Raw genomic sequence first — 14899 nt, forward strand, 5'->3', positions numbered from 1 at the left:
AACGGCCGGCCGGCAGGTTCCGGGCAAGATGGATGAGCCAGGTGCAGAACAGGGTGAACCAGCCGAAAAGCAGGAAAAGAGGAATGGTGGACCAGACATTCCGTGCCGGTGACGGGTTTTTCCTTGTTGCGGGACCGCTGCCAGTAATAGATGGATAGATGGCCATGGGGAGGATGCTCCAGAACAGGAGCAGGAAATTTCGGGGGCTCCAAGTCGGAATAAGGTTAAAGCAGGCTGGTTCATGAAAGGGTGGAATGGGACGGTTCCAGAATAATTTTTCCTGAGGGAATACAAGGGAAAAAAGCAGAGGAAATAAAGGAAGCAACGGGAAACCCGCAAGGCGAATGAATTCGGAATCATGACATGTAACGTCATTGGAATGATTCCAAATTGATGATATTATCCGTCCATGAGTCATTGCGATGATGGGCGCATACGCATCCGGGGCGCCCGCGAGCATAATTTGCAGAATGTGGATGTGGATATTCCCCTGGGGCGTTTGACGGTGGTGACGGGGCCTTCCGGGTCCGGAAAGACAAGCCTGGCCATGCATACGCTGTACGCGGAAGGGCAGCGGCGGTATATGGAAACCTTTTCCCCCTACGTACGTCAGTTCATGGACCGCATGGACAAGCCGGACGTGGATACCGTAGAGAATATTCTTCCGGCGATTGCGCTGCACCAGCGCAATTCCGTCAGGACTTCCCGCTCTACCGTGGGAACGATGACGGGACTGAATGATTACTGGAAGTTCGTCTTCGCCCGGCTGGCGTCCGGATTTGATCCGGAGACGGGCCGGGAGATCAGGCCGGAGACGCCCGGTTCCATTGACGAAAAGCTGAATGCGGAACTGCCTCCGGGCACGGAGCTGATGATTTGCCTGGAGGTGCCCCGTACGGAGTCCATTGACCTGTCCACGCTCAAGATGAACCTGGTGGCCCAGGGTTATTTGCGCGTTTTCGCGCATGGGGAGATGCTACGGCTGGAGGACGATGACTGGTCCCTGCCGGAAGGCGAATCCCTGCTGGTCATTCAGGACCGTGTTCGGCTGAATGAGGAACAGAGGGAACGCCGTCTGGAGGCTCTGGAAACGGCCATGCGCCTGGGCGGCGGCGTGGCCCACGTGGTTCCGCGCGTGGACGGAATTTGGCTGCCAGCCATGAAGTTCCGCGGAGACTGGTATCCGCTCATGGAGCCGCGGCCCGGCCTGTTTTCCTTCAATTCACCCCTGGGCGCCTGTCCGGAATGCCGGGGCTACGGCCGCGTGATCACGGTGGACTACAACCGCTGCATCAAGCCGGAATTGAGCGTCAGGAACGGGGCCATCCATATTTTCGAGGGAGAGGGCAAGGTCTTTTCCGAATGCAAGAAGGACCTGATGCGCGCCTGGCGCAAGAGCCCCCGGCAGGTGCGTCTGGACGTGCCCTGGAAGGATTTGAAGCAGTGGGAACGGGACTGGCTGATGTATGGCGACGGCAGTGACCCGGATGAAATGTACGAACGCGGATTGTGGTACGGCATCGCTGGATTTTTCAAGTATCTGGAGAGCCGGACGCATAAGATGCATGTCAGGGTGTATTTGAGCCGCTTCCGGGTTTATCAGGAATGCACGTCCTGCCATGGACAGCGCCTGAGGCCGGAGGCCCTCCAGTTCAAGCTGGGCGGCAAAAGCCTGCCGGATCTGTTCTGCATGCCCATGGATGAGTTGCTGGCCTGGGTGGACAAGCATGTGACGCCGCGTTCCCATGAAGACCCCGGCCTGAAGCATGCCGTGGCCGAATTGCGGAGCCGCCTGGAGTATCTTAATGAAGTGGGACTGGGCTACCTGAGTTCCGACCGCGCCACGCGCACCCTTTCGGGCGGGGAGATCGAGCGCGTCAGTCTGACTACCTGCCTGGGGGCTTCTCTGACGGATACGTTGTTCGTGCTGGATGAACCGACCGTGGGCCTGCATCCCCGGGATACCTCCCGCCTGATTTCCGCCATGAACCGTCTCAAGACACGGGGAAACACATTGGTGGTCGTGGAGCACGAGGAAGCCGTGATGCGCGCCGCCGACTGTCTGGTGGACATGGGCCCCGGCTCCGGCCGCGAAGGGGGGCGCCTGGTGTATTCCGGCGCTCCGGACCGTATTGCGGAGGTGCCGGAATCCCTGACGGGGGCGTTCCTGTCCGGCAGGCGGCGCATCTCCATTCCGCAGAAGAGGCGCAAGCCCAGGAAGTTTTTGCAGATTTCCGGCGCTACCCGGCACAACCTGAAAAAACTGGACGTGAACATTCCCTTGGGCGTGTTCGCCTGCCTGACGGGCGTCAGCGGTTCCGGCAAGAGCACGCTGGCACACGACGTGGTGTATTTGAACGCGCTGGTGGCCAAGGGCGGCGTGTGCGAGGAAGAGCCTGCACACGTGAAGTCCGTCAAGGGCTGGGAGCTGCTTGATGAAGTGGTGATGGTGGACCAGAGTCCCATCGTGCGCACACCCCGTTCCACTCCTGCCGTGTATTCCGGCGTGTTTGAGGAAATCCGCGCCCTGTTTGCGGATACGGAAACGGCCCGCGCCCGCGGGATGAAGCCGGGATTCTTTTCCTTCAACAGCGGCGACGGGCGCTGTCCCCGCTGCATGGGGATGGGCAGCGAGAAGGTGGAGATGCAGTTTCTTTCAGACATTTTCGTCCAGTGTCCCCTGTGCCACGGTGCCCGCTACGGGAACGAGGTATTGAGCGTGTACCGCGACGGCAGGAATATTGCCGACGTTCTGGGCATGACCGTGACGGCCGCCCTGGAATACTTCGGCGGGGAAAAGGGTGCGCGTGCCAGACGCATTGCGGAAAAGCTGGGCGTGCTCCGGCGCGTGGGGCTGGGCCACCTGACGCTGGGACAGCCGCTGAATACGCTGTCCGGCGGGGAGAACCAGCGCCTGAAGCTGGCCAAGATACTGCTGGACCAGATGGGCTCCGGCAAAAACAATCCCAAGATGCTGATTCTGGACGAGCCGGGAACGGGGCTGCATTTTGCCGATATTGAAGTGCTGCTGGCCGTTTTCCGGGAGCTGGTGGAGCAGGGGCATACCCTGCTGGTGATTGAGCACAACCCGGAGTTTATCAAGTCCGCGGATTACGTGATTGACCTGGGGCCGGAAGGCGGAGCGGGCGGCGGCCATGTGGTTGCGGCCGGGACGCCGGAGGAAATCGTGGCGGCCGGCAAGGGCTACACGGGCAAGTACCTCAAGGACGTGCTCGAAGGCCTTCCCTCCGTTTACGATCCGCAGGACGCCGCCATGCCGGATTCCGCGGATATGGATATTCCGGCAGGCGTCATGGCCCTGCGGGGGGCGCGGCACCACAACCTGAAGAACGTGGATCTGGACGTGCCTCGCGGAGAAATGACCGTGCTGACCGGCTTGTCCGGATCGGGAAAAAGCTCCCTGGCCTTCGATATCTTCTTTGCGGAAGGGCAGAGGCGTTTCATGGACGTCATGTCACCGTATGCCCGCCAGTTTACCGAGCAACTGGAAAGTCCGGACATTGACCGCCTTACGGGTCTGCCCCCTACGGTGGCTATTGAGCAGAACATGTCCCGCGGAGGTACCAAGTCCACGGTGGGGACGGTTACGGAAATCTGGCAGTTCCTGCGCCTGTTGTATTCCAAGCTGGGGCAGGCCTATTGCCCGAAGTGCGGAGTGCCGGTAGGCAAGCGTTCGGAATCGGAAGTAGTGGAACTTGTTTCCCGGCAGTTGAAAAAGCATGGCAGGCTGGCCCTGCTGGCGCCCCTGGTGCGCGGGCGCAAGGGGCATTACGCCGATCTGGCGCGCTGGGCGGAAGGCAAGGGGTATGAAGAATTGTGGGTGGACGGAGGCCTGGTGCCGCTGAGCGGCTTTCAGCCCCTGGACCGTTATTCCAGCCACGATCTGGACCTGGTGATGAGCCGTCCGGAAAGTTCCTGGACCCCGGATGAAGTGGCGCAGGCGGTTCACGCCGCGCTGGACATGGGGGAAGGTTTCCTGCAGGTGCTTCCCCCCGGTTCCTCCTCTCCGGAGTTGATGGGCGTGAAGCTGGCTTGCGCCTCCTGCGGCCAGTCTTTCCCGGAACTGGAGCCGTACACGTTTTCCTTCAACTCTCCCCGCGGCTGGTGCCCCGTCTGCCGGGGGCACGGCGTGGTGGGCAAGCGCAAGATGAAGGAAGACCAGGCCCAGTCCCTGCTGGAAGCGGAGTTGAAATACGACAAGGAGCTTGCCAAGCAGGTGGATGACGAAAAGGAGGTAAAAACATGCCCTGCCTGCCGCGGCGTGCGCCTGAATGAATTTGCCCGTGCCGTCAGGCTCCAGGGCGTGACGCCTGGCGAGCTTGCCTCATTGCCGGCCATGGAGGCCGCCAAACTGGTGGAGGGCTGGAAGTTTGAACGTGAAGAAGCCCTGATCGCCCGGGACGTAGTTGCGGAAGTGACGCAGCGGCTCGGCTTCCTCCAGCGCGTGGGGCTGGGGTACCTGTCCCTGGACCGCAGTGCGACGACGCTTTCCGGCGGGGAAACCCAGCGCATTCGCCTGGCATCCCAGCTTGGCTCTCATCTCCGGGGCGTTCTGTACGTTCTGGATGAACCCACGATCGGGCTGCACCCGCGGGACAATGAACTGCTTCTGGGCACGCTGGATGAACTCAAGCGCCGGGGGAATACGCTGCTGGTGGTGGAACATGACGAGGACACGATGAAGCGTGCGGACCGCATTGTGGACATGGGCCCCGGAGCGGGCATTCACGGTGGGCGCGTCATGGCCCAGGGAACTTTTGAGGAATTGGCGGAAATGCCGGATTCCGTTACCGGGCTGGCCCTGCATCACAAGCCGCACCATCCGTACCGCGGCAAACGGCGCCGGATACCTGCCCGCAAGGATGAAACTGCGTGGCTCCGGGTGGAGGGCTCCTGCCTGCATAACCTGAAGAATGTGGACGTGGCTATTCCCAAGGGGCGCCTTACCGTGCTGACTGGCGTTTCCGGAGCGGGCAAGACCTCCCTGATGACCGGAACCATCCGCCTGGCAGCGCGCCAGGCGCTGGGGGACAAACTGACCCGTGAACAGAAGAAGCTGTGGAAATCCTCTTCCGGGTTTGATTCCCTGCGGATGGTGTACGGGGTGGACCAGAGTCCCATCGGCAAGACTCCCAGGTCCACTCCGGCCACTTACGTAGGGTTTCTGGATGATATCCGGACCCTGTTCGCCCAGACGGCGGATGCCCGGCGGCTGGGTTTCGACCGCGGGCGCTTCTCCTTCAATACGGGGCAGGGCAACTGCGAGTCCTGCAAGGGAACAGGCATGCAGAAGCTGGAAATGGACTTCCTGCCTCCCTGCTACGTGCCGTGTGAAACCTGCCGGGGCAAGCGTTACAACGCCGCCACCCTGACCGTGAGGTACAAGGGGAAAACCATTGCGGACGTGCTGCGGATGGACTTCTCGGAGGCGGCGGAATTCTTTGAAAGCCAGCCCCGCATTTCAGATCCCCTCAAATTGCTGGCGGAAACCGGCCTGGGCTATCTGACACTGGGGCAGGCCTCCAACACGCTCTCCGGCGGGGAGGCCCAGAGGCTCAAGCTGGTGACGGAACTCATCAAGGGCCGGCGCGTCAGCCGGAACGCCCTGATGAAAGGCAAGGAACTGCCCGGTGACCTGTACCTCATTGAGGAACCCTCCATCGGCCTGCATCCGCGGGACGTGCGTCTTCTTATCGACGTGCTGCACCGCTTGGCGGACCAGGGAAATACGGTCATTGTCATTGAGCACAACACGGAAATCATGGCGGAGGCGGACTATATTATCGACATGGGGCCCGGACCAGGAGAGGAAGGCGGCCGCATCGTAGCCAGCGGCACCCCGGAGCAAATCGCTCAAAAGGATTCGCCCACAGCGGAATACATACGCCGGGAGTTGGTTGATAGTAAATAGCCGTAACATCTGCAACGCCGTTCCGGATTTTTTCGGAACGGCGTTTTTATGTATGGACAAAGGCCGATTTTGTCAGATGGCTCCTATAATTGTTTATAGAAAATAGGTGAGGGTACAGAATGTGGTGTTAAAATATTTCCAGATATTTTTTTAATATTGTCATTCATCATATCTACTTCATACCATTCATTGTCTATACACACGGAAATGGTATGAATATCATTTCGATAAATACAGGAAACTGCCTGGTTAAAGGGTATGTCAGGCAACGAGGAATACTTTTTCCACAGGACATGCATATCTCCTTCTTGAAAATAGTATAAATATTAGTCTTTATAAATATTACGACCGTGTAGATTAAAGGGATCTTACAAAGACGGACAAAATAGAATACTATGCCCAATTATAAAAATTGTAACCAATATTGATAATATTACGACAAAGTATTTTATGATTTCATAATTTTAAAAAGGAGGACAAATGTTGGTCGGTTCAAGATGTTCTGGTACTACATGCTTGAATATGCCGCCGTTCAAAGGAGGCGGATATTTCAGTTTCCGGAAAAGCAATCGTTTTGGAAGGTTTCTGGAAATAGTACAACAAAGTATTCATTTTAAATACTTTATGGTCAAGATTTGTTTTTCTAAGCTTCAAAAACGCACAGAATAGTAATAGGGAAAATAGTAGTAATAAGCAAAAACAAATAATGAGCCCTATCATACTTGACAATATGGAACTGCCAAAAGTGTATTGCTCCGGATCCTCGGGATTAACATAGAGACGGACCAGATTTCCTTCCATGGCATTTTCCCCATGCTGGTGTGACAGGAAACTTTTCTCATACAGGGAGGTATACAATTTTTTCCCTTTCCAAGAATATGCTACACGGAATCCATCCTTGTGTTCAGATTTCTGCATTTCCTCCACTCTCCCCTGGATTTCAACCCAGTGTCTGGAATATTTATAATTCACGTATTCCACAGATAAAGGAAGACCCGTTAGTATCGTGCCAAAAAAGCATAAAAGAGAAAGCGCCAATGCGGACCGTTTTTTTACGGAATTTATCCGCTTTCTGTATTCATCAAGTAATCTTTTTTCACTGCTCGTATCAATTTCAGCCGTTAATTCCGGATATAGGCTGGAGATCTGGCGGAATAATTTTAATACCAGTGAATAATTACCTGATGAAAGAACAACCTCTGATCTGCCTCTGCCTGCCTCCTGAATTTTGATACTGTATACGACTGGAGCCATCGGGAATACCTGAACCTTACCATTGTTTTTAAAGATATGGGCATTTGAACCGGAAGGACCGCTTTCCAGAATAATACGGGTATCGCCGCTTAAAGGAATCTGCTTTGATGCCATGCGTATTCCCAGCACATATTGGTCAATAACAATTTTAAAATGATCTAAGACAATATGTAATTTTCCAAAAACAAGCAGCAAACTGATGTAGAAAGTTGCAATAATGAAAATCAAAGAAAAAAAGGACATGATTCCCAGAATTATGAAATGGCCATTGGTTTCCTTCTTTAATTCGATGATAAATGAATAGAAAACGACGGGAAAGAATATGCAGATGAAACAGAGGAATAGGAAAACCACGATCACTATCGGCTTAATTCCTGAAATCCATCTGTTATTAAAAATTATTGTATTCATAACATATTTTAATTCAAAAAAAGTATTTTATATACTTAATGAATTTCTGTCAATATTATTAGAAATAAATAACTTATTTAAATTCCAATGCAGGAGTTTTAAATTCGTAAATAGTACTTCCTGGGATAAATTATTGAGTACATTTATTATATAGGGCATGGAAAAATCACCTCTATTTCGTCGTATCATTATTTTCCCATTTCAGCAGCAATACATAAAGTATAAATGCAGAAAAGAAAGCCACAAGAATGGTTCCCCGGGCCAGTACCCATCCCAGTCCATGTGGAAAATCATTAATCATGGCACAAGAAGGAGTATGGGGAAGATAGAGGATGTCAATTTGCTGCCCTTTTATTTTATTATAGACAGGATAATTTTAACTTAATAAGTTCTTTCTGAAAATCTTTTTTTGGAAGAAATTGTCCTGTATATATTCTTATCCTGTTACTGTGCGGCAGGCCTATCTCTCCTATTTCGATCCTGTATATTACTCTATAATTTTAATTATTTTTTACTTCAGTCTCCAGTAATTGCTGGGCTGTTTTTCCATCAGTATTTTTCAAATTCTGGTTAGCTCCTTGTTTAATTAGAAAATTGTAGGCACCTATTTGTCCTGTACGAGCAGCATAATGTAAGGCAGTTTCTTTGTAGGGAAAGGTCATAGAGGGGAGCTTCATTTCATTTGAAGCTACATTAATATCAGCCTTAAATTCGAGTAATTTCTTCATGGTATCAATATCCCCGATAGCTGCCGCCAGCATAAGAGCTGTTTCGCTTCCATTCCATTTTTTATCATATGGATTAAGATTTGGTTGTGGAGTCGTATTTGATGACAAATCCCAGTATGATTTTAATGAATTTCTAATCATATCTTTTCCTACAATGTAGGCAGGAGTATTGTAATGTAGGTAGTAAGGAGGAATATAGGAGTTTTTTGTTTCTTCTTTTTTTTGGGATATGAATGTACAGGACCCTAATAAATTTAATGCCAAAATAACCGAAGGAAATATAATATTAGTTTTCATATTAAATAATTTATGCTACTTTTATAATTTTTAAAGTTTATGTGCATGATTTTCATGAAAAAAACAAGAATCATGCATAGATTTTTGTTATGCTTAAAATAGATAAATAATATTTTATGATTTGTGAACAACTTTTAAAGTAGGATCTTTTTTTAATTTGCATTTTACACAACAGTCGAATTTGGATAAATCTTCTGCTTTCAGTAAAGAATCATTGAGATAAAAAACATGTATCGGAATCATATAATGCGGAGATATCAGGTACAGCTATTCCTTCAACATTAGAATAAATTCTCCAGCCTCCATCGGAAATTACACCATCTTGATGGCATGCCACTAAATAAATACCATATCCATTTGTTGCATTCGATGGATACAATGACGATAAGAATTTTTTAAATTTTCCCATGTCGGCATATATTTTAGATTTATCTTCCTTTTTTTCTATAATTAATTGATTTGTAGACTTTTTTATTCCCGTAGCTGTTGAATATTCATCATGGGAGATTACTGTAATGTATCATATTCCTCTGTAATATTTTTTATAAATATTTTATTTTTCTATGTCTTTTTCTTTGTTTTTATCTAGACAGGCAACCACGTAGATGGCACATCCAAGAAGGTCTGTAATGAACAATTTGTTTGAAACAAAACCGTATAAATTCCAACCTCCTTGTTCCTGGATAGGATCGGGGTTAATCCATCTGCCGTCTGCGGGATTGAGATGGCGGTAATTGTAGTAGACAAGTTCCAGTTCGTCATCCGAGAACTCGCAGGAAAACCTGAACTTGTTCTCCCGGGCCATGTCCCCTTCAGCGGTGAGCAGGCCTCCGAAAGGTGCATATTCGTAGCGGGCTTTTTGTTTCTGCTGGCCGTCAAGGATGGAAGTGACATTCTTCAAGGCATCGTGGATGAAGTAGAGATGCTCTTCCTGCTGTGAAATGTTGTCTTTCCTGCATGTCATCATCAGGACGCGCGTGGCCGTGGGCTCTGTCGGATCCCACAAATAGCTCTTCACCAGCAAGGGTTCGGGATGCATCAAATCCAGTTGGGCTACCTGCAAATAGCCTCGGTACAGGAACCGGGAGTGGCCGGATACTGCCCCATTGACCGTGGCCTTCTTCTCAAGGCGCCTTCCCCGGTAGTCGTAACCGCAGGTGATGGTTGTTCTGCCATCCTGGCTGGTGAAGACGACGGGGCGGTCGTTGGCGTCGTAGGATACCTCCCAGACACACGTTGAAGTCTTGATCCTGGTCTGGTTGCCGTCGGCATCGTAGACGGGGTTAAAATCTTCTACCCCTTCGGCAATATCCGTGTACTGGTTGAGCCGGTTGGATTCGTAGGAGATGTCTTCCTCCAATTCCCGGGCGGTCTTGCGATTGCCGATGTTGTCATAGCAGGACGCAAACCTTCCTCCCCAGCTGATGCGATCTTCCAGCAGTTCACTGCGGCTGTTATAGGTAAAATCTCTTATCGTCGCGGGAGTGGCAGCATCCCATGAGTCCCGTCGTTGAGTGGGACACATCAGCGCGTTGTAGTCGTATTCGTGGCCGGCCGCCAATTCGCCGTCCGCTCCCTTCCTGTAACCAATAGCGGTTACGAGGTTGAGGGCAGGATGGTAGGTGTTTTGGCGGACCATGCCGTTGGGGTAGGTGAGAGAGTGGAGGAAGCCGCTGGTTGGATCGTACTGCCATGTAAAGGGAGAAGCGATGCCTTCCAGATTCATCCCAATAATGCCTCCCTGATGGCCGTAGTCAAGATGGGAGTGCTGCACCGTGCGTGTGCCGAGCATCAGGCGGTATCCGTTGGAACACCCCAAGGCATCGTATTCTTCCTGGGTGCAGCTTTCCACGGTTCAAAAGGAAGTGTCCTGAATCATGCGGCCATAAGCATCGTAGGAAAATTCCCTGGTTCCTGAAGCGTCCCGGACGGAGGTCATTTGTCCGATGTGGTTGTAGGTGAACTTCCATCCGGGAGTAGCGTCATTGTGGGAGGGGAGACGAGTTCCCCGGTGAGAGGAGCATAGGCACAGGTGGTGGTGATACATCTGGCCTTGGTCAATGTCTTCAGACGATTGAGATCGTCATAGGTTTTGGAGACACAGGAACCGTCGGCATAGGCTTTTTTCAGCTCCAGACCGGTGGCTGGATCGTAGAGCCAGGTGGTGGTGTCTCCGTCGGTTCGGCCGGAAGGATCGGTGGTGATGTCGCCTTCGTTTGCACGGAAGGTAGTCAGGGCCACCATGCGGTCGGCTTCGTCGTAGGCGAAGCAGGCCGGCTGAATGGCGGTGCCATATTCTGCCGTCTTTCTGCCGCGTATGTCGTAGGTATAACAGGTTGTTCCTCCCAATGCGTCGGTGATGCAGGCAGGATTGTCACAGCAGGGCAGATAGCTGGTGGTGGTGACATGGCCCGCAGGATCAGTAGTCTTAGCCGGGGCGTCCGGCTACGTCCGTTTCCTCCATAATGGTGTTGCCGCTACCATCGGTTTTTTCCAGAAACATCCCTGTAGAGATGCAGGAGCGCCGTTGTGAAGAATGAATGCCTTCATGGTCAGTCTGGCTTACGCTAACCCCGTTTACGACCAGTGATTCAGCTGTGATCTCCGAAGTGGGAATGCGGCTAACAGAAACCAGCAAAGTAAACACGCCGGAAACGTTATGATATTTGGTGAATTTTTGAGGCGGATGACAACATGCGAAAAGAGAAGGTATCCCTTGCCGGTGGCAGGTATTTCTTTGCCATATTTTCAAAACTTGTCCATTGCCAGGATAAAAGTTCGCGTGCTAGCGTCGCTCAGTGAATCCACTTGAGAATTAACCCATGAGCACCTCCTTAAAGAAAATCTATGTCAACGGCTTCCCCAGCCTCTACGGCGGAGCCGGAACTGAACTCCACCACCAGATACTGGTCTGGAAACACATGGACATTGACGTCCACATCATCCCCACCAACGACGGCTTCCAAAACGAAGCCCTCTACCTGGAAATGCTGGGGCTGGGCGTTCATATCCACGCTCCCAACGACTGGTCCGTCCTGGAAGAAGGGGATGCCATCATCGGATTCTGCAACGGCGAATACCTGGAAAACCTCCCCGCCATCCGCCAAAAAACCAGGCGCACCATCTTCGTCAACTGCATGACCTGGCTCTTCAACAAGGAAAAGGAACTCATGAAGCAGGGGCTCATTGCCATGTTCCTTTACCAAAACGAAGAAGTCCGCCAGAAAAACATGCCCCTGCTCAAGCGCTGCAACGACGACCCCTCCATTGCGTTCATGACCTTCAAGCCCTACTTCCACAACGACTCCTTCCCCTTCATCGCCGAGAGAAGCGGGGAATACTTCGGCTGCGGGCGCATCTCCCGGCAGGACGCGGACAAATTCGCCGCCAACACGCTCCACATCTACGAATACTTCGTCTCCCCCCTCTTCAAGCGTGGCCTGTTTTTGGGCTTCGACCAGAGGAGCCGGGAGAAAATCGGAGAACCCTACGGGTGGATACGCACGGCGCGCGACCAGAGGGAGGTGAGCCAGCAGGACTTCTACAAGCACTGTGAAATAGTGCTTCAGCCCACGGACACGACGGAAAACTGGCCGAGAGTGGGCTTTGAGGCGATGGCCAGCGGCAGCGTGCTGGTGGTGGACAACCGCGGAGGTTGGCGCCAGATGGTGGAGCACGGCAAAACCGGATGGCTGTGCGACCATGAAAGGGACTTCATCTACTACGCCAGCAAGATGGCCTACGAACCGAACCTGAGGAGGGACATGGCGGAGGCGGCTCGTGAGCGGGGATTGGAACTTGGAGGGCTGGAATCGTCGGTATCCAGCTGGGAGGAAATCTTTGAAGCGGTGGAACAGCTTCCTGCCTAGAAAGGAGAAAAGACATGAAAAAGCAAGTGAAGATACTGGTAGGAATCTGCTCGTGCCAGCGGATGAAGGAAAAGAGGGATGCGGTGAGGGAGACGTGGCTGGAGCATCCGGCGGATGGGATAGAATGCGTGTTCTTTGTGGGAGGAAAGGAAGGACTGGAAGAGGAAAGGGGGGATACGGTGGTGCTGGACACAGCGGATGGCTACGACGAGCTACCGGGGAAGGTGAAGTCTTTCTTTCGGTATGCGCTGGAGAACTACGACTTTGAGTGGCTGTTCAAGTGTGATGACGATACGTATGTGGACTTGGAACGTTTGGAATCCGTGGTGGATGATGAGTACGACTTGGTCGGGGATGCGCTGGTGTCCATGCGCAACTCTCCGAGTGGGGGAGCGGGTTATTTTCTGAAAAGGGGCATGGTGGAGAAGCTTGTGGAGGCGCCCGGCTTTGCGGATTGCGGGGCGGAGGATGTGATCGTGGGTGAACTGGTAGGGAAACTTGAAGGGAGGCTGAAGTCGACAGGCCGTCTTTACATGAGCAATGTCCATTACCCGGATGCCGGGAATGACATGGTAACGGCGCACTGGTGCACGCCTGCCATTATGAATGCCCTGTATACTTTCAACCACAGGGTTCCTTCAGTTGTCTGCGACGTGACTCATCTCCACTGGAAGGGTGAAATGCTGTTTTATGCCAACGGAGTGTTCCGGCGCCGTGACACGTCCTGCTATGGGTGGTGGAGTATTGGGCATAAAGGGGAGTTAACGTTGAAATGGCAAATGTGGCCGATGGAACAGCTTCTTTTAGAAGGAGATGCCTATATTGGGTCGGAAATGGAGATTCACCAGCGCCCCGGCATGCCTTCCCTGTACCGATTGTGGTCTGAAAGCAAACTCTCTGCCAGCAGCGCCGAGATCATGGATCAATCTCCTCTGCAGTATATTCATTTGGGGTGCGGTAACCGGAGATTGAATGGCTGGTTGAATTTGGACTCCCCCAACTATGACATTACCCGTCCGCTTCCGTGGAAAGATGACTCGGTAGATGCATTCTATCTGGAATATGGGATTGACAAAGTTACGCCCGTGGAGGCCTGCCATTTTTTTGCAGAGGCATTCCGCTGTTTAAAACCGGGAGGCTTTTTGCGTCTGAGTTTCCGTGATATTCGTTTGATGCACGGAGTGATATCTCCCGCTTTCAAGCAATACATGAAGAAACGGTTTCGGGAAAAGCCGGTTCCGGAACATGACTTGTGCATGCTTATGGAAGCCTACCAGCATCAGTCCCTGTGGAATACCGATTTTTTAAGCTATCTGTTGAAGGAATTCGGATTTTACGTTTCACAGCATGCGCCGGGGGAATCCCGGTATTTGCATCTTCAATGTCTTGAAAGACGCATCGACCGGGACGAACATCCTTTTGATCTGCTGGGCGCCGTTTGTCTGGATGCGGGAAAACCGAAGAAGAGCAGCTCCAGGAGGTTTCTTTCTTTGTCTTCTGACTCAGAAAAGATTTCTCCTGAATACGTGACTACTCAATTCCTTCCAAACTCACGTACAGGCCGGCATTTGTTCCAGATAGCCGCAACTTATGCCCATGCGCTTAGGACGGACGTTGGATGCCGCATTCCCTGGAGGCACGATTTGAACACCTGGAACCTGATGTCTTACTTGGGAAGTGCGTGTTCTCCATGCCCGGATGGCGGCTATTCCGATCCTGTAACATACTGGGAACCCGGATTTTCTTACAGGCCCATTCCGGATACGGTCCGTCGTGGCGCGTTGAGCGGCTACTTTCAGAGTGAACGGTATTTTGAGGATTTTGCTGAAGAAATACGTTCCCTGTTCCAGTCTCTCATAGCGCCCGTGCAGGAAGGAACTGCCGGCGTTCATCTGAGGATAGGAGATTACCTTCAGAGAGCGGATATGTATCACACGCCGGATGGCGCCTTCCTTAATGAGGCGTTTAAAAGACTTTCCGACAATATCAGAACACTGGTTGTTTTCTCCGACTCTCCTGAACTGGCCCGGAAGCTGGTGGAAAGTGTCCCGAAAGCCAAGCGTTTTGAAATAGTCATGGATGAACATGAAACACTGGATGCCCTCCGGGAATTAACGGCCATGCAGGAACTTGTCCTCTCTTGCTCCTCCTTTTCCTGGTGGGGGGCGTGGCTGGGCTCCCAGCAACGGGTTTTCATTCAAAAACAGTGGTTTACCGGAAATATTGAAGATGAACAGGATATTTTCTGCCCTTCCTGGATTAAACTTTAACATTTAAATTTTATGAAATGCGTCTTGATTATATCTTCCGGAGAGATGGCGGAAGGAGCTTCTGAACTGCACCGGATGGGATATGAATTGGAGCTCTATCCTTCCACCCGGGATCTTTCATCCTTGAAGGATACACGG

The 14899-nt window shown here is 52.0% G+C and carries 7 protein-coding genes; 3 read left to right on the forward strand and 4 right to left on the reverse strand.

The genetic code is table 11. The features are described 5' to 3' along the window. Nucleotides 1-409 precede the first annotated feature (409 nt). Nucleotides 410-5932 (forward strand): excinuclease ABC subunit UvrA, encoded by a 5523-nt coding sequence (uvrA, locus tag V3C19_RS04930; RefSeq protein WP_330937165.1) that lies wholly within the window; start codon nucleotides 410-412, stop codon nucleotides 5930-5932. Between the two features lie 492 nt (nucleotides 5933-6424). Here the strand turns inward: uvrA and V3C19_RS04935 are convergent, their stop codons facing one another. From V3C19_RS04935 to V3C19_RS04950, 4 genes are all read right to left on the reverse strand, one after another. After that, nucleotides 6425-7429 carry a DUF3592 domain-containing protein gene (locus V3C19_RS04935; protein WP_295934348.1) on the reverse strand — a complete coding sequence of 335 codons (1005 nt, stop codon included), beginning with the start codon at nucleotides 7427-7429 and terminating at the stop codon, nucleotides 6425-6427. 668 nt (nucleotides 7430-8097) lie between these two features. Beyond that, the gene (locus V3C19_RS04940; RefSeq protein ID WP_154301778.1) at nucleotides 8098-8622 is read right to left on the reverse strand and encodes an ankyrin repeat domain-containing protein; all 525 of its coding nucleotides are present in this window, start codon (nucleotides 8620-8622) and stop codon (nucleotides 8098-8100) included. Between the two features lie 553 nt (nucleotides 8623-9175). Beyond that, nucleotides 9176-10474 (reverse strand): RHS repeat-associated core domain-containing protein, encoded by a 1299-nt coding sequence (locus V3C19_RS04945; RefSeq protein WP_295934341.1) that lies wholly within the window; start codon nucleotides 10472-10474, stop codon nucleotides 9176-9178. An 83-nt stretch (nucleotides 10475-10557) separates the two neighbouring features. Next, a complete protein-coding gene (locus tag V3C19_RS04950) occupies nucleotides 10558-10971 on the reverse strand; it encodes a hypothetical protein (protein WP_238623798.1) in 414 nt (137 codons plus the stop codon). A gap of 473 nt (nucleotides 10972-11444) precedes the next feature. Here V3C19_RS04950 and V3C19_RS04955 point away from each other — a divergent pair, with 473 nt between their 5' ends. Next, nucleotides 11445-12491: a glycosyltransferase gene (locus tag V3C19_RS04955; RefSeq protein ID WP_149873365.1), complete on the forward strand. Its 1047-nt coding sequence runs from the start codon at nucleotides 11445-11447 to the stop codon at nucleotides 12489-12491. Nucleotides 12492-12505: 14 nt separating this feature from the next. Further along, complete coding sequence (locus tag V3C19_RS04960) at nucleotides 12506-14761, forward strand: alpha-1,2-fucosyltransferase (RefSeq protein ID WP_295931628.1); 2256 nt, start codon at nucleotides 12506-12508, stop codon at nucleotides 14759-14761. The last annotated feature ends 138 nt before the right edge of the window (nucleotides 14762-14899 follow it).

The organism is Akkermansia sp. AE01SA01 (genome assembly GCF_036417395.1).
Lineage (GTDB): Bacteria > Verrucomicrobiota > Verrucomicrobiia > Verrucomicrobiales > Akkermansiaceae > Akkermansia.